This window comes from Actinoplanes sp. L3-i22, from assembly GCF_019704555.1.
Taxonomy (GTDB): domain Bacteria; phylum Actinomycetota; class Actinomycetes; order Mycobacteriales; family Micromonosporaceae; genus Actinoplanes.
This window is the reverse complement of sequence record NZ_AP024745.1, coordinates 7385350-7407775: the sequence shown is the minus strand read 5'-3', so window position 1 is coordinate 7407775 and position 22426 is coordinate 7385350. Positions and strand designations below refer to the sequence as shown.

The following is a 22426-nucleotide window of genomic DNA, read 5'->3' as shown; positions in this document are numbered from 1 at the left end:
CTCCTTCAGTGGTGATCGGCCGGGGCGGCGGTCCAGCTGGCGAGCAGCCGGAGCGCGTCCTCGGACGGGGAACCGGGCTCGGTGCTGTACGCGGTCAGCGTCAGCCCCGGGTCCGCGGGTAGATCCATCGAGTCGAACGTGACGTCGATCAGCCCGACCAGCGGGTGCTGGAAGTGCTTGCTGCCGTGCTGGTGCAGGAGGACGTTGTGCGAGGCCCACTCGGTGCGGAACACCTCGCTGCGGGTGGCCAGCTCGCCGACCAGGTCGGTGAGCTCCCGGTGGTGCGGGTCGCGCCCGGCCGCGGCGCGCAGCACGGCGACGGTGGCCCGGGCGACATCCGCCCAGTCCGGGTAGAAGGTCTGCGCCGCCGGGTCGAGGAAGCAGAACCGGGCCATGTTCACCGGCCGGCCGGCGTCCTCGAAGGCCGGCGCGTACAGCGCCCGGCCGAGCGGGTTGACGGCCAGCACGTCCAGGCGCCCGTTGCGGACGAAGGCCGGGGTGCTCATCGAGTCCACGATCCGGCGCACGCTGTCGCGGACCGTGGGCGGGGCCTTGCGGCGGCGGGCCACCCGCTGGGGTTTCGCCGTCCGGGCCAGGTTGAACAGGTGCAGCCGCTCGGCGTCGTCGAGCCGCAGGGCCCGGGCGACCGCGTCCAGGACGTCGTCGGAGACGCCGTCGATGTGGCCCTTCTCCAGGCGGACGTACCAGTCGGTGGAGACGCCGGCGAGCACGGCGACCTCCTCCCGGCGCAGGCCGGGGACCCGGCGCAGGCCGGTGCCGGCGGGCAGGCCGACCTGCTCCGGCGTGATCTTGGCGCGCCTCGTGGCGAGGAACTCGCGGATCTCGGCTCGGTGGTCCATGCCGACGACGCTACGTCACCGGCCAGGGGCGGTGCGGGGTTGAGTTTGTCCCCCCCGGACGCTCGCCCCCGGGGCTTCGGGACCGCGCGGGGACGGTGCTGCGGTCGTACCGTAATCGAGGTTTTGATCTTTGTCTGGCCCTTGTCGGGAAAGTCCGGCTGACCGGGCCGGTGGGGCGACGTACCGTTGCGCGCATGGCGGAGTCCGGTTTGTCGGTGCACGGGTCCCGGGCCCGGGCGGTTCGCCGGGCGATCAGTGACCTGGCGGCCGAGGAGCCGCCGGCGCGGGAGCTGCTCGACGCGGTCGAGGCCCGGCTCCGGCGGGTGATCTCCTTCGACCTCGGCGCCTGGTGGACCTCTGATCCGGAGACGATGCTGCCCACCGAGTCGGGGAACTTCGACCTGGTAGCGGTCGAGCGGGAGCTGCGCGGTCTGGACGACCCGGACCAGCCGGGTCCGCATGATCTGCGGGTGGTGGCACGCAGCGGGCAGAGCGCCTGGGGTTCCGCGTGCCTGACCCGGGACACCGGTGATCGGCCGTTCAGCGCGGCGGAGGCCGGCTACGTGGGCGACATCGCCCGGGAGGTGGGCGTCGCGCTGCGGGCCGATCTGCTGCGGACGGCGCTGGCGGCACAGGCCGATCGGCGGTCCGCGCCGGGCGCCGGGACGCTGGTGCTGGGTGACGGCGATGCCATCGAGGGGTACACGCCCGAGGCCCGGGCCTGGCTCGCCCGGCTGGGCATGGCCGACCTGAGCGCGCCGCTGCCGACCGCGTTGCGGTGGATCTCGCTCGCGGCCCGGGCTCAGCGGCCCGCCCGGTCGCGGCTGGGCACCACGGCCGGCGGGCTGGTCGCGGTGCGGGCGGAGGCGCTGCACGGGGCGGCCTCGCCGAAGGTGGTCATGTCGCTGGAGCCGGCCGGCGCGCGGTCGCTGTTTCCGCTGCTGCTGGCGTTGCACGACCTGACGGCGCGGGAGCGGACGGTGGCCGAGCTGGTCGTCGAGGGCCGGTCACTGGAGGAGATGGCCACGCAGCTGACGCTGTCGCTGCACACCGTCCGGGACCACGTCAAAGCGATCTACGCCAAGGTCGGGGTGCGGACGCGGCCCGAGCTCACCGCCCGCCTGGCCGCTTTCTAGGAATCCCCGCGATCGCGGGATGGGCGCCGGGCGCCCGGCGGCCGACGATCGAGGCATGACAGACACCGTTCTCCACCTGCTCGCGGACCAGCTTGCCGTGACCGAGGCCCTCTACCGGTACGCCGCCGGGGTCGACCTCAAGGACGAGTCGCTGTTCGCCTCGTCGCTCGCCGTCGACGCGATCTCCGACAACAGCCCGGCCACGGCCAAGATCGGTCTCGACTACCCGGCCATGCACGGCCGGGACACGATCGTCTCGGCGGTGCTGGGTTCGCTCGCCCCGTTCGACACGACCCACCTGGTGTCGAACCCGCGGGTCACCATCGACGGGGACAAGGCCCACCTGGAGGCGGTGGTGTCCGCGCAGCACCTGCCGAAGGCCGACCATTCGCGGCACCTGCTCATGACGAACCGGTACGACGCCGAACTGATCCGCGAGGGCGACGTCTGGGTGCTGCACCGGCTCACCGTCGACAACGTCTGGCTGGACGGCGACCCGTCCGTGCTCGCCGGCGTCTGACCCCGCCCCATCCAGCGCGAACACCGGCGAAAGGACACCACCATGAAAGAGGCCTGGCCCATCCTCGACGACGCACGGAAGCAGGCGCTGGCCGTCCGCGCGCTGTACGAGACGATCGAGCAGCGCGTCAACGGCAAGACCTGGTCGATGCACGAACTCATGATCGGCTTCTCGAACGACGTCGGCTACCTCGGCCGGCTGCTGCTGGCCAAGGACGGCACCTGGCCGATCGACGGTGACGTGGACGCGGAACTCGAGCACAAGCTCGCCGAGTCGCTGTGGTGGACGTTCGTGCTCGCCGACAAGCTCGGCATCGACATCAACGAGGCGTACGTGCACACCATGCACAAGATCGAGCAGGGGCTGACCGGGAACGCCGGCCCGTCGGACTGATCGGGCCGGTCCTGCCGGGGAGCGGCACTCCCTGGCAGGACCCGGACGAGCTTTCCAGGATCGGGTGATGGCAGAGGTGAGACACCCGGGGGCACCTCTACCGGCTCGCGGGCCTCCATCCGGACCGCACCCCGGCCGTGGCCGGTGCCGTCGTGCACCCGGCGCTGCGGGACCTGATGGACGGCTTCCCGCAGGCGGCGGCGTATGTCTTCGGCCCGGCCTTCGACGTGCTCGCGGCCAACCCGCTCGGCGCGGCGCTGCTGGCCCCGTTCGGGCCGCGGCCCAGCATGGTGCGGGTGGTGTTCACCGACCCGCGGGCCCGCACGTTCTTCGACGACTGGCCGGCGGCGGCCGACGCCGTGGTGCACGCGCTGCGCCTCAACGCCGGGCTGTTCCCGGCCGACCCGGAGGTGCTGGCCGTGCTGGACGGCCTCGCGGACCAGCCGGAGTTCGCCGAGCGCTGGGGGCGGCAGCGCGTCGGCGCGCTCGCCCGGATGGACAAGACCTTCCACCATCCGGACGCCGGCCGCATCGATCTGACCTATCAGACCTTCGACGTACGGGATGCGCCCGGTCAGCAGTTGCAGGTGGGGGCGGATGTCCGTCGGGTCGGTGCTGCGCCACGCGGTGACGTACCCGTTGACCCAGTCCGTCACCTGCTGTTCGGAGATGCTCATGCGCCGAGCTCGGCGGGCGGGTCGAGGGCGGGGAAGGGCGCGCCTTCCGGGGTGCGGGACACCCGGTCAGAACGGGCGGATGACGATCGGGGGCTCGGCGAGGCGTACCCGGAGCTCCTCCCCGGCGCCGCCGGGCGGACCTCGACCACCACCCGGATCATCGCGGCACCCCACCGACCAGGAGATCGGCGAGCCGGCCGCCGATCGCGACGAGGTCCGGCTCCCGGCTCGCGGCCAGGGTGCCCGGCGGGCCGCAGCGGACCAGCAGGTCGACGAGGTTGCGGCCGGCCAGGTCACGGCGTACCGGATCGTCGATGGCCCCGGCGAACGCGGCGACCCCGGCGGCGATCGCGGACCGGGCGGCCGGCCGGGTCTTGAGGCCGGCGAAGACCGGCCGCTGCTGGACGAGCAGGTTCCGCCACTGATCGGCGGTGGTGAACTGCCCGGCCGACAGGCCGCAGAGCCGGGGCAGGTCGCGCCCGCCGACCTCGACCGTGAGCAGGGCCCGGGCCACCGCGGCGGTGGCCGCGAGCAGCCGGCGGGTCAGGTCGGCGACGGCCGGCACCACGCCACCGGCCGGCAGCCGGTCGAGCCAGCCGGTGACGTCCTGGGCGCCCGGCCCGGGATCGTTCAGCCCGGCCGCCCGGGCGAGCTCGCCGTGCAGGGCGAGGCGGACGGCCGGCGGCGGATACCGGTCGCCGTCCCCGGGCCAGTAGGCCAGGGTGGCCGGTGGACCGTATTCCAGATCGGTCACCGCGTACGCCGCGGCGGTCCCGACGCTGAGCACCGCGAACGCGTCCGCGAACACCTCGAGCGACCACGACGGCCAGAGCGTCCGGACGTCCTCGTCCCGGTCGAGGACGGCGCCGGAGATCGCCTCCCGGGTCCGGCCGACCAGGCCCGGATCGAGGTCGAACTGCACGTGGTGCCCGACCTCGTGCGCGCACAGCACCAGCCACCAGGGCTCGTGGACACTGGTCGCGGGCAGGGCCACCACCGGGATCGGCAGCTGGCGGACGAACTCGCCGATCAGCTCGTCGTCGGGGGCCCGCAGGTCCGACGGGACGGACACGCGCGGGGTGGAGACCGCGTCGAAGCGGTCGTCCAGATAGGCCAGCGGGCCGGACGGACGGTCCACCCCGGCCACCGTGAACGGCTCCTCCCAGCAGCTGCGGACCAGCTGGTCGGCGGCCCGGATCACCTTCCCCGGCAGGTCCTGGCGGTCGCGCTGGTCGTACTTCGCCCGGTACCACCGGAAGGTGCGGGCTACCAGGTCCCGGCGCCGGTCCAGGTCCCGGCAGGCGGCGTGGATCTCACCGGCCGTGCCACCGGAGCCGGCCAGCGCGTCGAACTGCTCGTCGACGCGGTCGACGATCGTCCCGAACACCTGCCGGAGAATGACGAAATGCTGCTTGAACAGTGCAAAGCGCTCGTCGGCGGCACGCGTGTCGAACCACTGGCCGATCTCGGCACGCAACAACGTGATCGTCGCGCGGGAACGATCGAGGCGAGCGGTGGGCGGCACTACGGGCCACGCCGTCACGGCACCGAATGTATGGCGATCCATCGTGCTGGTACATACCTGTGTCGCCAAACCAGTCGACAGAGATACCAGCCCGAACGGACGAGGCGCGCTGTCCGATGAGGCCCGGCGGCCACGATCGGGCGAAGGCGCTCGCCCGGCCGCGCTGAAATACTTTGTGAACCGGTCGCAACACTTCGACGACTCTGATCAACGAGCTGGGCAGAAGGGCGAAATGCCATGACGGCGGAGCCGGCCGGAACTGCTCCAGGCGCGGCGGACCCGCCGGCGATCGCCGGGGAGGACGACGGCACCTGGCAGAGTCTGCTGGCCGCGCAGGTCCTGGTCTCGATCGTGGCGGTCGGGTACGGGGTTGGCACCGGGGACTGGTCATTCACCAGGGAGACCATCGGCGGGTGCGTGATGTTCGCGGTCGCGGTGAGTGTCTACTTCCGAGCGCGGAAAGCGGTGCGGCGGCGCAGGGCGAGCCGTCCGCGGGGCTGAACACAGCACCTCGGAAGGTCCGTGCCGCGCGGTCTGGCCCGGACGTGGTGTGCCGGTTACCGCTTGTTCTTTCCTCGGCGGTCCTGCCAGACGAGGACCAGAGCGGCCACCACCGCCGTCACCACCCCGGACCGCATCGCTTTCGGGGTGTCGTCGTCGAGAAGCAGGTGGTTGGCGAGCGCGGTGAGGATCCCGAGGATCACCGCCGCGGCCACGATCACCAGGGCTTTGGCGATGCCGTCACCCCTAATGATCAGCGGGACAGTGGTTCTCCTCAGCCTGTCATCGACACGTCCCGGGGGAGTGGCATTAGGGGGTGTGGTCGGGGATTCACCGGATTCCGGCTGGGCCCTGCTTTTCTAGGGTCGGGCCATGTCTATGACGATCATCAATCGGCTCCTGGCCGGGGCCGTGGCCGGACTTCTCGCGACCGGTGCGACCATCGCGCCCGCCGCGGCCGTGACCAGCTCGTTCGCCGAGTTGCAGGGGCTGCTGGAGGCTGAGCACGCCGCGGGGATGCCGGGGCTGGTGGCCGAGGTCCGGGTCGGCTCCGCGGTCTGGGGCGGCGCCGCCGGGGTCGCCGACCTGCGGACCGGACGGCCGGCGCGACCGGGGCTGGAGCACCGGATCGGCAGCGTCACCAAGACGTTCGTCGCGACGACCGTGCTGCAACTCGTCGCCGAGCGCCGGGTCGGGCTGGACGTGCCGGTCGCCGACTACCTGCCCGGTGTCCTGCCGGCCGATCTGGGCGCCCGGACGACCGTGCGGATGCTGCTGGGGCACTACAGCGGGATCGGCGACTACCCGGACGGGATCTTCCGCACCGAGGCCGACTTCGAGGCGAACCGCCACCGGACGTTCCGACCGGCAGAGCTGGCCGCCATCGGGCTCGCGCAGCCGCGCACCGGTGAGCCCGGCGCGGCCTACCACTACTCGAACACCGACTACATCCTCGCCGGGATGCTCGTGGAGAAGGTCACCGGGCACACCGTCGCCGCCGAGGTCGACCGGCGCATCCTGCGGCCGCTGCGGCTGGGACACACCTATTTTCCCGGTACGCGGGCCGGCCTGCGCGGGCCGCACGATCGCGCCTACGTCCAGATGGCCGACGGGCTCCCGCGCGACTTCACCGACTACGACATGTCCTGGGGCTGGGCGGCCGGCGCGATGGTGTCCACGCCGCACGACGTGAACGTGTTCTACCGGGCGCTGCTGGCCGGGCGACTGCTGCCGCCGGCGCAGCTCGCCGAGATGACGACGGGCACGCCCAACGGGCTCGGTCTCTCGTACGCGGCACTGCCCTGCGGCCCGGCCTGGGGGCACACCGGGACCGTGATCGGGCACAGTACCTACACCTTCCACCTGGCCGACGGGACCCGGCAGGTCACCCTGGACGAGAACCTGATCCAGTACACCGCGCCCGGCATCGCCGCGGCCCGCGCCCGGTTCATCGTCGCCGCACTCTGCGGCTGATCGTTTTGTTGCCGGGAACGCTCAGGTTCGGGCGGGGGCGGCCGAACGGCAGACGAGGGGAGAAGCTGCGATGGCGCGTTCGCTGGGCGACACCGGCCTGACGTTGCGCCGTTCGTCCGCCCGTACCGTCGGATTTTCGATCTTGTTCGTGGCGGCGACGTGCCTGAGCCGGCTGACGATGATGGACTGGACGAACTTCAGTCTGGTCTGGCCGGCCGCCGGGCTGCTGGCCGTCTGGTTCGTCGTGCAGCGGGACTCCCGATGGCGGTGGCTGGACCTGCTCAGCCTGGCCGCGATCACCATGGCGGTCAACCTCGCCACCGGTACGGGCGTGGGCCTGGCGGCGTTCTTCCTGGCCGCCAACCTGACCCAGGCCTACCTGTTCACCGCCCTGTTCCGGCGCTGGCTGCCGGAGGACGCGGCCGGCGGCGACGACGGCCAGGGGCGGTCCCGGTCCCGGCAGCTGTGGCGGCTGATCGCCGCGGCCGCCGTCGCGAGCGGCCCCGGCGCGGTGATCGGCCCGGCCGGGGTGTGGCTGCTCGACGGGCGCTGGCCCGCGCTGGCCTCGGTCATCTGGCTGATCCGCAACGTGGTCAGCATCCTGCTGATCGGGATCGCGAGCCGGCGGGTCGGCGACCTCGTCCGGCGGGCGTGGCAGCACCGGCGGATGCCCTGGCCCGCGCTGCCGGCCGGGCGGCGGATCGAGTACGCGGCGCTGATCGTCTCGTCCGTGCTCGCCTACTACCTGATGTTCGGTGTCGCGGACTCGCTGCCCGCGGCGTTCGCGCTGATCGCCCTGACGGTGTGGGCCGGGCTGCGGCTGGGCGTCACCTTCGTGGTGCTGCACGACCTGGTGTTCGGCACGGTGGCGGTGCTGTTCACGCTCAACGGCGACGGTCCGTTCGCATCAATTCCCTCCCATTCGGTACGGGCCCTGGTCGCCCAGTTGTTCGTCGGCACCATCGCGGTCGTCGGCCTGGCGCTGGCGGTGTCGCGCGAGGAACGCGACGCCCTCACCACCCGGCTGCGTGAACAGGCGCAACTGCTGACCACTGTGATCGAGTCGATCAGCGAGGGCATCGGCGTCGTCGACGAGCAGGGCGAGTTCCTGGTGCGCAACCCGGCCATCGCCCGGATGCTCGGCGGCTTCACCAGCCCCGGCGCGCACGTCGAGGCGGCCAGCTACTACGGCGTCTTCCACCTGGACGGCACGCCGGTCGCCGAGCAGGACCTGCCGCACAAGCGGGTGCTCGCCGGGGAGCACCTCGACCCGCTCGAACTCATGATCCGCAACGACGGCGTCCCCGAGGGCCGGATCGTCAAGGTCAACGCGGTGCTGATGCCCGGGCAGATCTACGACCGCAAGTACGCCGTGGTGGCCCTGCACGACATCACCGCGGACCGGCGGCACCGCGACGAGCTGGCGAACTTCGCCGGTGTCGTCGCGCACGACCTGCTCAACCCGCTGGCCACCGTCGAGGGCTGGAGCGAGGCCCTGCTGCAGGACCTCGACGACCCGGACGCCCTGGTCGACGGCATCACCCGCATCCAGCGGGCCTCGACCCGGATGCGCGCCCTCATCGACGACCTGCTCGCCTACACCACCGCGCGCGACGCCACCCTGATCCGGATGCCCTGCGACCTCGACGCGCTGGTCGAGGACATCACCGCCGGGCGGGCCGACCACGCGCAGAGCGCCGGGGTCGCCGTGCCGTCGTTCGAGTTCGGCGGGCTGGCCCCGGTCGACGGCGATCCGGTGCTGATCCGGCAACTGCTGGAGAACCTGATCGGCAACGCCATCAAGTACACCGCCCCGGGCGTCACGCCGGCGATCACCGTCACCACCGGCGCCGATCCGGCCGAGCCGGGGCTGGTCCGGGTCGAGATCACCGACAACGGCATCGGCATCCCGGCCGGCCAGCACGACGCGGTCTTCGGCAACTTCCACCGCGCCCACCGGGACGCCGGCTACACCGGGACCGGGCTGGGGCTGGCCATCTGCAAGCGGATCGTGGAACGCCACGGCGGCACGATCGCGGCCACCGACAACCCGGCCGGGGCCGGCACCCGGATCAGTTTCACGCTGCCCGGGGCCGCCCTGCCGCCGCGCGCGCCGACCGGGCCCAACCCGTACCGATGGCAGCTGGACCTGGAACAGACCCTCGGCTGAGCCGTGCGTCACGACCCGACGACCGGCTGCCGCGGACCTGTCAGGCTGCTGGGACATGGCCGGGGATCGGACGTTCGGGGCGCTGCTGCGGCAGCTGCGGGTGGCCGCTGACCTGACCCTGCCGCAACTGGCCGCGGCGTCCGGGGTCAGCGACCGGGCGATCAGCGACCTGGAACGCGGGGTGAGCCGCAGCCCCCGGGCCCGCACGGTGGAGGTGCTCGCCGACGGGCTGGGCCTGGTGGGCGACGATCGCTCGGCGCTGCGGGCCGCGGCCCGGGCCGGCCCGGCGGTCGCCGGTGGCCTTCCGCTGCCCCGGCAGGTCCTCGACTTCACCGGGCGCGCCGCCGAGCGCGACCGGCTCGCCCGCTGGACGGCGGAGCGGCCGGCGCCGGCCGTACTGATCAGCGGGGCGCCGGGTACGGGCAAGACCACGCTGGCCGTCCGGGCCGCCCGGGCCTGCCCCGCCGACCGGTACTTCTTCGTCGACCTGCACGGCCTCGACGTCGCGCCGCCGGAGCCGGTGACCGTCCTCGGGCGGCTGCTGCGGGCGGCCGACCCGGGGATCCGCGCGGTGCCCGGGAACCCGGCCGAAGCGGCGGCGCTGTGGCACCGCATGCTCGACGGGCAGCGGTGGGTCGTCGTCCTCGACAACGCCGCCGGCGAGAGCCAGGTCCGGCCGCTCCTGCCCCCGGCGGGTTCGGCCGTCGTGCTGGTCACCAGCCGCCGGAGGCTGAGCGGGCTCGACGGCGTGCGCCGGCTGACCGTCGACGCGCTGCCCGCCGACGACGCGGTCCGGCTGCTCGCCGCCATCGTCGAGGACCACGAGGCCACCGCCGACGACGTGCTGCGGCGGATCGCGGGGCTGTGCGGCAACCTCCCGCTGGCCCTGCGGATCGCCGGGAACCGGCTGCTCAGCCGGCCGGGCTGGACGCCGCGGGACCTGCTGAACCGGCTGGCGGCGCCGGAGCGGCGACTCGACACGCTGGTCGCGGGCGACCTGGGACTCACGGCCGCGTTCCGGCTCTCCTACCGGCAGGCCACCGGGCCCGCGCGACGACTGCTGCACCGGCTGGCGATGAGCGGCGAACCGGACCCGGCGCCGACGGCGGAGCGGACCTCGGTGGACGAGTTGGCCGAGCTCAACCTGGTGCGCCGGCGGCCCGACGGCCGCCTGGAGATTCCCGAGCTGCTGCGCCTGTACGCCGGTGCCGAACACGCCCGCGCGCAACGAAACTTCATGGCTCCTTCCTGGTGCGGCCTGCCGCCCTGGTGATCGACTGGGCTCATGCACCCCATGACGTCGTCATCGGCCGGCGAGCAGCTGACCGGCCGCGATGTCGAGCTCGCCAGGATCACCCGCCTGCTGGCGGCCCCGCCCGGTGACCGCCCGGCGCTGGTGATCACCGGCGGCCGTGGCTCCGGCCGGTCGAGTCTGCTCGCCGCCGGCATCCAGCCGGCCCGTCGCGCCGGCCGGCATCGCGTGCTCACCCTGGCCGGGTCGGCCGGCCCCGCGCAACGGCCGTATCTGCACCTGCTCCTGGCGGTGCGGCACGACCTCGCCGCGCTGCCGGCCGCGATCGGCGGGCCGGCGCTGGCCTTTCTCGGCCTCGAACCGGGCACCCGGGCGCCGCACCACAGCGAGCTGCCATCGGTCGTGGCGGCGGCCGTCACGGCGATCGCGGCCGGGTCGCCGGTGCTGATCGTGGTCGACGACGCGGACCACCTCGATCCGCGGGTGCTCGCCACGGTGGCGCGGTTGTCGGCGGTACCGTCGGTGGCCGTGCTGGCCGCGAGCCGGGCCCCGCTGCCGGGTCCGCTGGCCGGCCTGCCGGTCCTGGAGTTGTCGCCGCTGGGCCGCGAAGACGCCGACCGGCTGATCGCCGGGCGTGGCCGCCCGCTGACGGCTGCGGACCGGGCGGCGGTCCGGCACCGGGCCGGCGGGAATCCGGCGGCGCTGATCGAGCTGGGCGATCCGGGTTCGCTCGCGGGTGGGCTGCTGTCCGTGTTCGGCGCCGAGATCGGCCGGCTGCCGGCCGATGCCCGGGTGCTGCTGCGGTATCTGGCCGCCGCCGGTGTCCCGGCCGACCCGGAGCTGATCGGCCGTGCCGCGCGGGTTACCGATGCCGGCGGGTGGCGTGCGGCGCTGTCGGCGGGGCTCGTCGCCCGTACCGGAAAGGACATGGTTTTTTCTCATCCGTTGGTGTCCGAGGCGGCCTATCGGTCGGCGTCGATCCACCTGCGCGTGCGGGCGCACCGGGACCTCGCGGCGGTGCTGATCGCCGTTCCGGAGCAGCGGGCCGGGCAGCTGGCCGCCGCCGGATCCGGCGCGGACGAACAGGTCGCGGCCGGGCTGGAGGCCGCCGCGGGGATCTTCCGCGACCGCGGGGAGCTCTACCGGGCCACCGCGGCCATGCAGCAGTCGGCGGACCGGTCGCCGGTGCCCGGTGAGGCGGCGCGCCGTCTGGTCCGGGCCGTCGCCGACGCCCGCGACCTGCGCGACACGGCCTGGGCCACCGAGCTGTACGCCCGGGTGCGGGACCTGACCGGCGACCCCGACCTGCTCGCCGAGGCGGCCTGGCCGGCGGCCGCGGCCACGTTGTGGAGCGGCCGGCCGCACGAGGCCTACGGCATCCTCGCCGGTGTGCCGCGCCCCGGCGGGCCGGGCCCGCGCAACGCGCTCGACCTGGCCGCGCTCGCCGCGACCGCCGCCTGGCTGACCGGCGACGAGGAGCATCGGCTCGGCCTGATCCCGCTGCTCGCCGCCGTCGCGCCGGAACCGGATCCGATCGCCACGGCGTACGTCCGGCAGATCATCGCCCCGGAGGATCACCCGGGCCGGGTCCTCGGCGACGCCGCCGGCCTGCCTCCGGACGGCGCGCCGCTGAGCCGGCGGGACCGGTACCGCCTGGCGCTGTTCGGCATGGTCGCCTGGACCGAGGACCGCAGCCGGCCGGCCGTCGCGGCGTTGCGCCGCGCGCTCGCCGGCGACCTGTTCGAGGACTCGCCGTCGCCCGGCTTCGGGATGCAGCTCGCCCTGGTCAACGCGCTGCTCGACACCGGCGAGTGGGAGCTCGCGCACCGGTACGCCAGTATGCCCACGGCCGGTGAGATGCCCACCATGGCGGTCGGCCTGGCCGCGCTGCGGGCGTTGCTGCACGCCTTGCGCGGCGAGAATGGGCAGGCGCTGCGGCTGGCGCGGGAGACCTGGCGGCGGCTGGACCCGCAGAGCAACCGGCCGGCGCACGTCCGGCTGCTCCGCGCCTGCGGCCTGGCCTGCGGGAACGACGGGGATCACGACAGCGGCTACCGGTACCTGCGGTCGATGTTCGGCCAGGACGGGCGGCCGTTGCATCCGTACCTGTCCGCCCGTGCCGTGGCCGACCTGGCGGCCGCGGCGGCGCGCAGCGGACGGCACGACGACGCACGACCCGTGCTGGACCAGGTCCGGCGGGCGGCCGGGGCCGATCCCGGACCTCGGATGCGGATCCTGCTGGCGCTCGGCGGGGCGTTGCTGGGCGAGGACGAGGACGGGTTCCGCCGGGCCGCCGGGGACCCGGCCGGGGCGCGGTGGCCGCACGAGCACGGGCTCGCCCACCTGCACCACGGGGTGTGGCTGCGCCGCAACCGCAGCACCCGCGACGCCCGGGCCGCGCTCAGCACGGCCGCGGAGATCTTCACCCGGCTCGGTGCGACCGGCAGCGCCGAGCTCGCCCACCGGGAGATCGCCGTCGGCGCGCCGGGCGGCCCTGACACGCCGGTGACCGCGCTGACCGCCCAGGAGCGGCAGGTGGCCGAGCTGGCCGCGGCCGGGCTGAACAACCGGCTGATCGCCGAGCGGCTGTTCCTCTCGGCCCGGACCGTCGGCACCCACCTGTCCCGGGTCTACCGCAAGATCGGCGTCACCGGCCGGCACGAGCTGCGGGCCGACCTGGTGAGAGCTTCATCATGAAGGAAACGCGCAGGCCAGCGTGCGTGCAAGGCTGGCGGGCATGGACTCCTTCGGCGTGCTGCTGCGGCATTTTCGTCTCGCCGCCGGGCTGACACTCGAAGGGCTCTGCGCGGCGTCCGGGGTGAGCGACCGGGCGATCAGCGACATGGAACGGGAGATCAGCAAGCGGCCGCGGGCGCGCACCGTGCAGGCGCTCGCCGACGGCCTGCGCCTGACCGGCGCCGACCAGGCCGCCTTCCTCGCCGCGGCCCGGGCCGGCCGGGCCGGGGGTGCCGGGCGGCCGGCGCTCGTGCCGCTGGCCGACTTCATCGGCCGCGCACCGGAACTCGCCCGGATCCGCGAGTGGATCGCCCACACCCCGTCCCCGGTCGTGGTGATCAGTGGCTCGCCGGGCTTCGGCAAGACCGCCCTCGCGGTCCAGGCCGCCGCGGCCTGGCCGGTCGACCAGCGGTTGTTCGTGGATCTGCGCGGCCTCGACGACGAGCCGCTGACCCCGTCGGCGGTCCTCGGTGAACTGATCCGCGCGATCGACCCGGCCGCCAAGGCGCTGCCCCGCGACGTCGAGGAGGCGTCCGCGCTGTGGCGCTCGCTGGTGCGCGACCGGCCCGTGGTGGTGGTGCTGGACAACGCGATCAGCGAGGGCCAGGTGCGCCCGGCGCTGCCGGGGGAGGGGCCGGCGGCCGTGCTGGTGACCAGTCGCCGGGCGCTCAGCGGGCTGGAGTCCGTACGCCGGCTGCGGTTGGCGGCTTTTCCGCCGGAGGACGCGGTGACGCTGCTCGCCGCGATCGTCGACGACCGGGCGATCGCCCCGGCCGGGCTGCGCGCCATCGCCGACCTGTGCGTCCATGTCCCGCTGGCGCTGCGGATCGCCGGCAACCGGCTGGTCAGCATCCCGCGGTGGACGGCCGACGACCTGATCGCCCGGCTCGCCTCGCACGAACGCCGGCTGGACACCCTGGCCACCGAGGATCTGCAGATCAAGGCCGCGTTCACGCTCTCCTACCAGCAGCTGTCCGACGCCGGGCAACGGCTGTTCCGGCGGCTGGCGCTGATCCCCGGCACGTCCACCGGGGCCGGCCTGGCGGCGATCCTGGTCCGGCAGCCGCTGCCGGCGACCGAGGACGCGCTCGACGAACTGGTCGATCTGGGGCTGCTGCAGCAGGGCTCGGACGGGCGGCTGCGGTTCCACGACCTGCTGCGGCTCTACGCGGCGTCCGAACTGGAGCGGGCCGAGGACGCCGGGGAGCGGGCGGCGGTCGCCGCCCGGCGCGACGCCTGGCTGCTGGACACCGCGATCCTCGCCGGCCGGTTCTTCGAGCCGGGCCACGGCCCGCCACCGCCGGGCGCGACGGTCCCGGCCGAGCTGAGCTCCCCGGCCGCCGCGGACGCCTGGCTGCGCGCCGAGGCGGAGAACTGGCTGCCGGCGTTCCGGCAGGCGGCCGCTGACGGATCGGACCAGCGGGTCATCGACGTCGCCGAGGCCGTGCACTGGTTCTCCGACAACTGGTCGTTCTGGCCGCACTGGGAGGACGTGTACACGCTGTCGGCACAGGCCGCGCGGCGGCTCGGCGACGACCGGCTGCAGGCCGTGCATCTGGGCTACCTCGCCTGGGTGCACCTGGTCTGCCTGGCCGATCCGGCCACCGCGGTGACCTACGCGCGGCAGGCGATCGAGTTCGCCGGCCGGACGGCGGATCCGGGTCTGGCCGGCTGGTCGAACTACTACCTCGCCTGGGCCCTGGAGCAGGACGGGCGCAACGTGGAGGCGCTGCCCTACGCCCGGACGGCGGCCGACCTGATGCGTCAGGCCGGCGACCGCGAGGGGCGGCCGAACGCGGTCATCCTGCACGCCATCATGCTGCACACCCTGGGCCGCGACGAGGAGGCCGCGGCCGGGCTCCACGACGCCATCGAGCTGGTGACCGGCCCGGCGACCGCGCCGCCCGAGCACATCGCCCGGTTCGTCGAGGTGACCGCGTACGCCATCCTGGCCGACATCGCGATCACCGCCGAGGACTGGCCCGCGGCGCTCGGCCACGTCGAGGCGTCGGTGCGGGCCGCGGCGCCGCTGGCCTACGCGCCGACCCGGGAACTCGTCACGCTGTCACGGCGGGCGCTGGTCTACGCCCGGCTCGGCCGGTCGACCGAGGCCCGGGCGGACCTGGACGCGCTGGCCGAGATCCGCAAGAACGCCGGGGACAGCGCGTTCGGGTTGTACGGCGCGATCCAGGACCGGGTCGAGACGGCCGAGAGCCTGCTCGCCGGGTAGCCGAACTTCATGCTTCCTTCCTGGTGCCGCCCCGGCGCCGATGATGGACTGCCGAGCGTGGTGAACTCGGCGGACACGGCACTCATCGGACGGGCCCGGGAACTGGCCGACCTCGGCGCGGTGCTGGACGCCGCCGCCTTCGGCCCGGCCGCCCTGCTGCTCTGCGGCCCGGCCGGGGTGGGCCGGACCGCCCTGCTCGACGCCGCCACCGCCGACGCTCGGCGCCGCGGCCACCGGATCCGGCACGCCACCCCGCCGGTCTGTCCCCGCCCGTTCGCCCTGCTCCGGCGTCTGCTCGGGCCCGACCTCGGCCGGCTCCCCGGGCACCTGCGCCCACGGCTGACCGAGCTGTGGGCGCCGCTGCCACCGGGCCGTACGGTCGACGAGCCGGCGGTGGTGACCGCGCTGCTGCTCGCGCTGGACGGGCCGGCCCGCCGGGCACCGCTGCTGATCGTGGCCGACGACGTGCACCGCGCCGACGAACAGTCGCTGCGGCTGCTCGTCGCCGCGCTGCGGCACACCTCGACCGAACGGATCGCGCTGCTGCTCGCCGCCCGCGACGGCGACCTGCCCGGCCCGCTCATCAACGGCATTCCCCGGTACGACGTCGGGCCGCTCGCCGAGGACGCGGCCGCCCGGCTCCTCGACGCCCGCCGGCCGCCCGGCGACGCCCGGGCCCGGGACGAGATCCTGCGCCGGGCCGCCGGGAACCCGCTGGCCCTGCGGGTGTTCGGCGATCCCGGTCAGCGGCTGCCGTACGAGTTCGAGGCCCAGGTCCGGGCGCTGTCGCCGCCGACCCGCCGGCTGCTGCTGCACGCGGCGCTGGCCGGGGACGCCGAGCACCCCGGGATCCTCAACCGGGCCGCCGGGGTGGCCGACTGGGCCGAGGCCGAGCGGGCCGGGATCGTCGTCGTACGGGACGGCTCCGTGCACTTCCGGCATCCGCTGTCGCGGGCCGCGTGCGTGACCGGCGCGACCCCGGCGGCGATCGCCCGGGCCCATCGTGACCTGGCCGCGGCCACCGGCGACCGGTATCGCCGGGCGTGGCATCGCGCGGCGGTGACCCCGGGCCCTGATGCGCGGGTCGCCGCCGAACTGGAGGTGGCCGCGGAAGGTGCGGGCGGCCACCTGGCCGAGGCCGCCGCGCTGCAGTCCGCCGCCGAGCACAGCATCGGCGACCTCGACGCCGCCCGCCGCTACGCCCGGGCGTCCCTGGCCGCCCACCGAGGTGGCCGGCCACAATGGGCGCTCGAACTGTCCGCGAAGGTCACCGCCGCCACCGGCGACGCCGATCTGACCGCCGTCGCCGCGTGCAGCGCGGGGCTCGCCCTGCTGCACCGCGAGCAACCTGAGCGGGCCTTCGAGACGGCCGCGCGGGCCGTCCGGCGGGGGCCGCGGGACGGGCTGGTGACGCTGAGCGCGGTGCTGGTCGCGGCGTCGGCCGCGCTGCTGTCCGGGGTGCGGGCCCACCGGGAGCAGCTGCCCGCGTTGCTGGCGCCGGCCGGCGAGGGCGGTGCGGGGGAGCTCGGGACGAGCATGATCCCGCTCGCGGATGCCGGTCTCGCCCGGTGGGTCGTCCGGACGATCGGCGACCCGGCCGGCGGCGGCCCGGAGCCGGCGGCCCCGGGAGCGGCCGGGCTGCTCACCGGAACCGTCGCGTTCCTGCGGGACGAGTCGACCAGGGCGGCGGTCGGACTGGGCGCGGTCTGGGCGGCCGGTGCGCCCGGTTCCGCGCTGGCCGCGTACCCGCTGCTGGCGCTCGCCCTGATCGACAGCGGCCGGTGGGCCGAGGCCGATCGGACGCTGGACCGGGCCGAACGGCTGGCGGCGGTGTGCCGGGTCCCGTTGCTGGACAGCCTCGTGCCGGCGCTGCGGGCCACCGTGCGGGCCCTGCGCCACGACGCCACCGGCCTCGACATCTTGCCGCCGCCGTCCTGTACCAGTGCGTTCGCCGACAGCGTCCAGCTGCGCGCGGCCGGGCTGTCGGTGCTCGCCGCCGGTGACCATGAGCGGGCCTACCGGCATTTCCGCGGGCTCTTCGACGCCGAGGGCGAGCCCCGGCACTACTTCCTCGGGCCGCGCAGCCTGCCGCAACTCGCCCTCACCGCGGCTTGTACCGGGCACGTTCCGGAGGCCGCGCGGATCCTGGCGCGGGCCCGGACGGCCGCCGGCACCCAGCCGACCGGGCGGATGATCATGCTGCTGGCGCACGCCGAAGCGCTGCTGGACGACACCGACCGGGCCGAGGAGTCGTTCGGCCGCGTGCTCGCCGATCCGCAACGAGCGCTGCACTGGCCGGTGGAGTTCGCCGAGGCGCAGCTCAACCTGGGCATCTGGCTGTGCCGGCGGAAGCGGCCGCTGGACGCCCGGCCGTACCTGCTCGCGGCCCGGGACACCTTTCTGCGCGTGGGCGCCGCGGGGCACGCCGACCAGGCGCACCGCGCGCTGCCGGTCGCGCTGCGCCCGGCCGGTGAGCCGGCCCCGGAGACGGCCGGCTTCCACGCGCTGACCGCGCAGAAGCAGACGATCGCCCGGATGGCGGCGGCCGGGATGAGCAACCGGGACATCGCCGACCGCTTCTGCCTGTCACCGCGGACCGTCGGCTCGCACCTGTACCGGATCTACGCGGAACTGGGCGTCGGAAATCGCCACCAGTTGCGAGCGTTGATTCAGCCGGGATAAAACGCGTGTCGGCGCATTGAATTGGATCTTCCCGTTCGAGGGAAATGGCTTGTCGTGCACCGGTTTCCGTGATGCTCTTGCGGAGCAGAAGTAGGGGCAGGAAATCAGGTCTGGAGATGATTCAGAAATGCGCGCAGAACTCGCCGGATCGGGGATCATGAGGCGTGCTCTCTCGGTGGCCGCCGCGTTGGTCATCGGGGTCTCGATTTCGATTTCCGCCGCCACGCCGGCGCAGGCCCACGGGACGGAAGGCTGCACCGCGGCCCCCGCCGGCATCGTGTGCGTGCACGTCTGGGCGACCCGGACCCGCGTCCGGGAATTCGAGATCTCCCGGGACAAGGGAAGTTGGGATCTGGTGTGCCACTACAGCGCCCAGATGGAGGCCCGATTCCCGGACGGTACGCGTGCCTGGATCGAGCCGAAAAAGAGCCGAAGCAGCTGTGCGGTCGGGCGCGGGTGGTTCAACTGGAAGAAATTGGGTTACGACTTCCCGCGGGGCACGCGGTTGTGCGGCTTCTTCTGGGAAAAGGACGACCAGCAGGGTGGCGCACCGTGCGTGAAGCTCTCCTGATGTGACGGCCGGCAGCGGCGGAGCGGTCGACTGACGGACGGCAGCGGGCGGATTCCGGGACACGATCTCGTCGTAGTTGTTCTACGACGAAGGAGCATCCAGATGTCCACCACACCCACGCTCGTGCTCGTGCACGGCGCGTTCGCGGACGCGTCCAGTTTCGCGAAGCTGATTCCGGAGCTGCTGGACAGCGGCGTCAAGGTCGTCGCCCCGGCGGTGCCGAACCGCAGCCTGACCGGCGACGCGGAGTACATCGCCTCGGTGGTCCGGCAGATCGACGGGCCGGTGCTGCTGGTCGGGCACTCCTACGGCGGCGCGGTGATCACCGTGGCCGGCGCCGAGGAGAACGTCGCGGGCCTGGTCTACCTCGCCGGTTACGCGCTGGCCGAGGGCGAGAGCCTGGGGCAGTTGCAGGGCGGGTTCCCCGACTCCGACCTGGCGCAGGCGCTGGTCTACACGAAGTTCCCGGTGCCCGGCGCCGAGGACGGCACCGACGTGTCGGTGGACATCGAGAAGTTCCCGGCCGTCTTCGCCCACGACGTCGACCCGGCCCTGGCCCGGGTGCTGGCCGTCGCGCAGCGCCCGCTGACCGGCCTCGCGTTCGGTGAGCCGGCGCCGGTGGCGGCCTGGCGGACCAAGCCGTCCTGGGGTGTCGTCGCCAGCTCCGACCACACCATCAACCCGGACGTGGAGCGGTTCGGCTACCAGCGGGCCGGCGCGAAGGTCACCGAGATCGACTCGTCGCACCTGGTGATGCTGTCGCACCCGAAAGAGGTCGCGGACATCATCCGCGAGGCCCTCGCCACCGTCGCTCTCTGAGAAGGACCACCTCCATGCCTTTCATCACCACCGCCGACGGCACCGAGATCTTCTACAAGGACTGGGGGACCGGGCAGCCGATCATCTTCAGTCACGGCTGGCCGCTGAGCGGCGACGCCTGGGACGTCGAGATGAAGCTCGCCGCCGACAACGGCTTCCGGGCCATCGCGCACGACCGGCGCGGCCACGGCCGGTCGACGCCGACCTGGCACGGCAACGACATGGACACCTACGCGGCCGACCTGGACGACCTGGTCCGCGCCCTGGACCTGCGGGACATCATCCTGGTCGGGCACTCGACCGGCGGCGGCGAGGCGGTCCGGTTCGCGGCCCGGCACGGCGTCGGCCGGGTCGTGAAGGTCGCCACGGTCGGCGCGGTCCCGCCGGTCATGGTCAAGTCGGACACCAACCCGGACGGCACGCCGATCGAGGTCTTCGACGGCATCCGGGCCGGCGTGCTCGCCGACCGGTCGCAGTTCTTCCAGGACCTGTCCGGGCCGTTCTTCGGCACCAACCGGCCCGGCTCGACCATCTCGCAGGGGCAGCGCGACCAGTTCTGGCGGCTCGGGATGCAGGCCGGGTTCACCTCGGTCTACGACTGCGTGAAGGCGTTCTCGGAGACCGACTTCACCGAGGACCTCAAGGCCCTCGACGTGCCGATCTTCATCGCGCAGGGGGACGACGACCAGATCGTGCCGATCGCCGACGCCGCGCTCAAGTCGATCGACCTGGTCAAGAACGGGACGCTCAAGGTCTACCCGGGAGCCCCGCACGGTATCGCCGGCCCGTACCAGCAAGAATTGGATCTTGATCTTCTGGAGTTCTGGAAGAGCTGAGCACGTCGCAGGACTCCGTGCCCGCCGGTCGCCACCGGCGGGCACGGTCGTTTCTCAGGGGCGCGGAATGTTGCGGACGTTGGTCTCGGCCAGGCGCAGCACGTCACCGACCCCGCCGGAGAGCACGGTCCGGCCCAGGGCCAGCGCGAAGCCGCGCGCCTCGGCGAAGGTCACGTGCGACGGCACCTCCAGGGCGTCCTTGGTGGTGACCACGTCGAGCAGCGCGGGCCCGTCGTGGGCGAGCATCTCGGTGATCGCCGCCCGCAGGTCGCCCGGGTCGGTCACCCGCCGGGTGTGGAAACCCATCGGCGCGGCGATCGCCGCGTAGTCGACCGGGTCGTGATCGGTCTCGAACGGCGGGTCGCCGGCCACCAGCATCTCCAGGCGCACCATGCCGAGACTGGAGTTGTTGAACACCACGATCTTGACCGGCAGCCGGTGCGTCTTGACCGTGAGCAGCTCGCCGAGCAGCATGGCCAGCCCGCCGTCGCCGGAGAACGTGACCACCTGCCGGCCCGGTGCGGCGATCTGCGCGCCGATCGCCATCGGCAGCGCGTTGGCCATCGAGCCGTGCACGAACGAGCCGAGGATCCGCCGCCGCCCGTTCGGGGTCAGGTAGCGGGCCGCCCACGTGCAGCACATGCCGGTGTCCACGGTGAACACCGCGTCCGGGTCGGCCAGCTCGTCGACCAGGCCGGCCAGGTACTCCGGGTGGATCGGGGTCTGCTGGTGGCGGGCCGTACGGTACGCGTCCACGCTGGTCCGCAGATCGCGTTCGGTCTTGCGCAGCATCGCGTCCAGGAACGACCGGTCGGTCCGCTCGCGCAGCAGCGGCAGCACGGCCCGCGCCGCCTCGCCGACGTCCGCGGCCACGCCCTGCACCAGCGGGGTACGCCGGCCCAGCCGCGCCGGGTCGATGTCGATCTGCACGGTGTTCCGCTGCGGCAGGAAGTCGTCGTACGGAAAATCCGTCCCCAGCAACAGCACCAGATCCGCCTCGTGCAGCGCCTGATAACAGGCCCCGTACCCGAGCAGCCCGGTCATCCCGACGTCGTACGGATTGTCGTGCTGCAGCACGTCCTTGCCGCGCAGGGTGTGCCCGACCGGCGCGTTCAGCCGCCCGGCCAGCGCGAGCACCTCCTCGCGAGCGTCGGCACAGCCGATGCCGGCGAAGATCGCCACCCGGTCCGCGGCGTTCAACCGCTCGGCCAGCTCCCGGATGCCGTCGCTGGTCGGCAGCGTCGCCGGCCGGGCGGTGACCGTGGCGCTGGGCAACGGATCCCCGGTGCTCTCCGCGGCCAGCAGGTCGCCGGGCAGCACCAGCACGGACGCGCCGGCCTTGCCCACCGCGTTCTGGATCGCCAGCCGGGTCGACCGGCTCAGCTGCGCCGGCGTCGACACCAGCTCGCAGTAGTGGCTGGCCTGCCGGAACAGGTCCTCCGGCCGGGTCTCCTGGAAGAAGCCGGAGCCGATCTGCCGGGCGGCGATGTGCGAGGCCAGGGCCAGCACCGGCGCCCCGGAGCGGTGCGCATCCAGCACCCCCTGGATCAGGTGCGTGTTGCCCGGCCCGCAGCTGCCCGCGCAGACCGCGAGCCGCCCGGTGAGCTGCGCCTCGGCGGACGCGGCGAACGCGGCGGCCTCTTCGTTGTGCACGTGGATCCAGTCGATGCCGCCGTGCGCCGCGCCGCCGCTGCGCCGGACGGCGTCGCTGAACGCGTTGAGGCTGTCCCCGACCAGCCCGTAGATCCGGGTGACGCCGGCCTGGACCAGCAAACCGACGAGATCGTCGGCGAGTGTGTTTCCCATCGCCCCAGCCTGTGGCCCGGCCCGCCGCCCGGCATCCGTCAGTCGACCGACCGATGGCAGCGCGCCGGTGCGGCCGCAGGCTCGACCCATGCGAAAACTCCGCTGCCGGCGTCCGGTCCGAGTGGCCGCGGTTCTCCATCGAGGAAACAAAGATCAACAACAAGACGATGACGACGTACGTCGTGACCGGCGTGCTCCCGGTGACGGCACCGAGCCCGGTCATCGGCTGTCGGCATGGT

The 22426-nt window shown here is 73.7% G+C and carries 17 protein-coding genes and 1 pseudogene; 14 read left to right on the top strand and 4 right to left on the bottom strand.

Annotation, left to right across the window (positions count from 1 at the left end; translation table 11 throughout):
- Positions 1 to 5: 5 nt before the first annotated feature.
- Positions 6 to 860, bottom strand: a complete 855-nt coding sequence (locus L3i22_RS33380; RefSeq protein WP_221321467.1) for a helix-turn-helix transcriptional regulator — start codon at positions 858 to 860, stop codon at positions 6 to 8.
- Between the two features lie 194 nt (positions 861 to 1054).
- Between L3i22_RS33380 and L3i22_RS33375 the strand changes: the two genes are divergently transcribed.
- The 4 genes and pseudogenes from L3i22_RS33375 to L3i22_RS54705 form a co-directional block, all read left to right on the top strand.
- Positions 1055 to 1996 (top strand): helix-turn-helix transcriptional regulator, encoded by a 942-nt coding sequence (locus L3i22_RS33375; RefSeq protein ID WP_221321466.1) that lies wholly within the window; start codon positions 1055 to 1057, stop codon positions 1994 to 1996.
- Positions 1997 to 2051: 55 nt separating this feature from the next.
- Positions 2052 to 2516, top strand: a complete 465-nt coding sequence (locus L3i22_RS33370) for a nuclear transport factor 2 family protein (RefSeq protein ID WP_221321465.1) — start codon at positions 2052 to 2054, stop codon at positions 2514 to 2516.
- A 42-nt stretch (positions 2517 to 2558) separates the two neighbouring features.
- On the top strand, positions 2559 to 2909 hold the full coding sequence (locus L3i22_RS33365) for a hypothetical protein (protein ID WP_221321464.1): 351 nt from the start codon (positions 2559 to 2561) through the stop codon (positions 2907 to 2909).
- 176 nt (positions 2910 to 3085) lie between these two features.
- A pseudogene (locus L3i22_RS54705) lies at positions 3086 to 3439 on the top strand (transcriptional regulator); the annotation flags it as partial.
- A gap of 304 nt (positions 3440 to 3743) precedes the next feature.
- On the opposite strand, the gene L3i22_RS53890 reads toward L3i22_RS54705, so the two are convergent.
- On the bottom strand, positions 3744 to 5129 hold the full coding sequence (locus L3i22_RS53890) for a hypothetical protein (RefSeq protein WP_255657359.1): 1386 nt from the start codon (positions 5127 to 5129) through the stop codon (positions 3744 to 3746).
- A 219-nt stretch (positions 5130 to 5348) separates the two neighbouring features.
- On the opposite strand from L3i22_RS53890, the gene L3i22_RS33355 reads away from it, so the two are divergent.
- Positions 5349 to 5612, top strand: a complete 264-nt coding sequence (locus tag L3i22_RS33355; protein WP_221321462.1) for a hypothetical protein — start codon at positions 5349 to 5351, stop codon at positions 5610 to 5612.
- Positions 5613 to 5668: 56 nt separating this feature from the next.
- On the opposite strand, the gene L3i22_RS33350 is transcribed toward L3i22_RS33355, so the two are convergent.
- Complete coding sequence (locus L3i22_RS33350; protein ID WP_221321461.1) at positions 5669 to 5833, bottom strand: hypothetical protein; 165 nt, start codon at positions 5831 to 5833, stop codon at positions 5669 to 5671.
- A gap of 151 nt (positions 5834 to 5984) precedes the next feature.
- Between L3i22_RS33350 and L3i22_RS33345 the strand changes: the two genes are divergently transcribed.
- From L3i22_RS33345 to L3i22_RS33305, 9 genes are all read left to right on the top strand, one after another.
- On the top strand, positions 5985 to 7085 hold the full coding sequence (locus L3i22_RS33345) for a serine hydrolase (RefSeq protein WP_221321460.1): 1101 nt from the start codon (positions 5985 to 5987) through the stop codon (positions 7083 to 7085).
- A gap of 70 nt (positions 7086 to 7155) precedes the next feature.
- Positions 7156 to 9255 carry an ATP-binding protein gene (locus L3i22_RS33340; RefSeq protein WP_255657358.1) on the top strand — a complete coding sequence of 700 codons (2100 nt, stop codon included), beginning with the start codon at positions 7156 to 7158 and terminating at the stop codon, positions 9253 to 9255.
- Positions 9256 to 9310: 55 nt separating this feature from the next.
- On the top strand, positions 9311 to 10528 hold the full coding sequence (locus L3i22_RS33335; RefSeq protein WP_221321459.1) for a helix-turn-helix domain-containing protein: 1218 nt from the start codon (positions 9311 to 9313) through the stop codon (positions 10526 to 10528).
- Between the two features lie 21 nt (positions 10529 to 10549).
- Positions 10550 to 13204: a LuxR family transcriptional regulator gene (locus tag L3i22_RS33330; RefSeq protein WP_221321458.1), complete on the top strand. Its 2655-nt coding sequence runs from the start codon at positions 10550 to 10552 to the stop codon at positions 13202 to 13204.
- Between the two features lie 40 nt (positions 13205 to 13244).
- Positions 13245 to 15473, top strand: coding sequence for a helix-turn-helix domain-containing protein (locus L3i22_RS33325; protein ID WP_221321457.1), 2229 nt, complete (start codon positions 13245 to 13247; stop codon positions 15471 to 15473).
- 9 nt (positions 15474 to 15482) lie between these two features.
- Complete coding sequence (locus tag L3i22_RS33320; RefSeq protein WP_221321456.1) at positions 15483 to 18155, top strand: LuxR family transcriptional regulator; 2673 nt, start codon at positions 15483 to 15485, stop codon at positions 18153 to 18155.
- Positions 18156 to 18282: 127 nt separating this feature from the next.
- The gene (locus tag L3i22_RS33315; protein ID WP_221321455.1) at positions 18283 to 18726 is read left to right on the top strand and encodes a hypothetical protein; all 444 of its coding nucleotides are present in this window, start codon (positions 18283 to 18285) and stop codon (positions 18724 to 18726) included.
- 102 nt (positions 18727 to 18828) lie between these two features.
- Positions 18829 to 19545 (top strand): alpha/beta fold hydrolase, encoded by a 717-nt coding sequence (locus L3i22_RS33310; RefSeq protein ID WP_221321454.1) that lies wholly within the window; start codon positions 18829 to 18831, stop codon positions 19543 to 19545.
- Between the two features lie 14 nt (positions 19546 to 19559).
- The gene (locus L3i22_RS33305) at positions 19560 to 20381 is read left to right on the top strand and encodes an alpha/beta fold hydrolase (RefSeq protein ID WP_221321453.1); all 822 of its coding nucleotides are present in this window, start codon (positions 19560 to 19562) and stop codon (positions 20379 to 20381) included.
- Between the two features lie 54 nt (positions 20382 to 20435).
- Here the strand turns inward: L3i22_RS33305 and L3i22_RS33300 are convergent, their stop codons facing one another.
- Positions 20436 to 22187 (bottom strand): thiamine pyrophosphate-dependent enzyme, encoded by a 1752-nt coding sequence (locus tag L3i22_RS33300; protein WP_221321452.1) that lies wholly within the window; start codon positions 22185 to 22187, stop codon positions 20436 to 20438.
- Between the last annotated feature and the right edge of the window lie 239 nt (positions 22188 to 22426).

What these genes read in the sequence shown, in the direction of transcription:
- L3i22_RS33335 (WP_221321459.1), top strand. Translation starts at nt 9,311, where the DNA reads ATGGCCGGGGATCGGACGTTCGGGGCGCTGCTGCGGCAGCTGCGGGTG.
- L3i22_RS33355 (WP_221321462.1), top strand. Translation starts at nt 5,349, where the DNA reads ATGACGGCGGAGCCGGCCGGAACTGCTCCAGGCGCGGCGGACCCGCCG.
- L3i22_RS33340 (WP_255657358.1), top strand. Translation starts at nt 7,156, where the DNA reads ATGGCGCGTTCGCTGGGCGACACCGGCCTGACGTTGCGCCGTTCGTCC.
- L3i22_RS33380 (WP_221321467.1), bottom strand. Translation starts at nt 860, where the DNA reads ATGGACCACCGAGCCGAGATCCGCGAGTTCCTCGCCACGAGGCGCGCC.
- L3i22_RS33305 (WP_221321453.1), top strand. Translation starts at nt 19,560, where the DNA reads ATGCCTTTCATCACCACCGCCGACGGCACCGAGATCTTCTACAAGGAC.
- L3i22_RS33325 (WP_221321457.1), top strand. Translation starts at nt 13,245, where the DNA reads ATGGACTCCTTCGGCGTGCTGCTGCGGCATTTTCGTCTCGCCGCCGGG.
- L3i22_RS33300 (WP_221321452.1), bottom strand. Translation starts at nt 22,187, where the DNA reads ATGGGAAACACACTCGCCGACGATCTCGTCGGTTTGCTGGTCCAGGCC.
- L3i22_RS33310 (WP_221321454.1), top strand. Translation starts at nt 18,829, where the DNA reads ATGTCCACCACACCCACGCTCGTGCTCGTGCACGGCGCGTTCGCGGAC.
- L3i22_RS33315 (WP_221321455.1), top strand. Translation starts at nt 18,283, where the DNA reads ATGCGCGCAGAACTCGCCGGATCGGGGATCATGAGGCGTGCTCTCTCG.
- L3i22_RS33320 (WP_221321456.1), top strand. Translation starts at nt 15,483, where the DNA reads ATGCTTCCTTCCTGGTGCCGCCCCGGCGCCGATGATGGACTGCCGAGC.
- L3i22_RS33330 (WP_221321458.1), top strand. Translation starts at nt 10,550, where the DNA reads ATGACGTCGTCATCGGCCGGCGAGCAGCTGACCGGCCGCGATGTCGAG.
- L3i22_RS33375 (WP_221321466.1), top strand. Translation starts at nt 1,055, where the DNA reads ATGGCGGAGTCCGGTTTGTCGGTGCACGGGTCCCGGGCCCGGGCGGTT.
- L3i22_RS33365 (WP_221321464.1), top strand. Translation starts at nt 2,559, where the DNA reads ATGAAAGAGGCCTGGCCCATCCTCGACGACGCACGGAAGCAGGCGCTG.
- L3i22_RS33345 (WP_221321460.1), top strand. Translation starts at nt 5,985, where the DNA reads ATGTCTATGACGATCATCAATCGGCTCCTGGCCGGGGCCGTGGCCGGA.
- L3i22_RS33370 (WP_221321465.1), top strand. Translation starts at nt 2,052, where the DNA reads ATGACAGACACCGTTCTCCACCTGCTCGCGGACCAGCTTGCCGTGACC.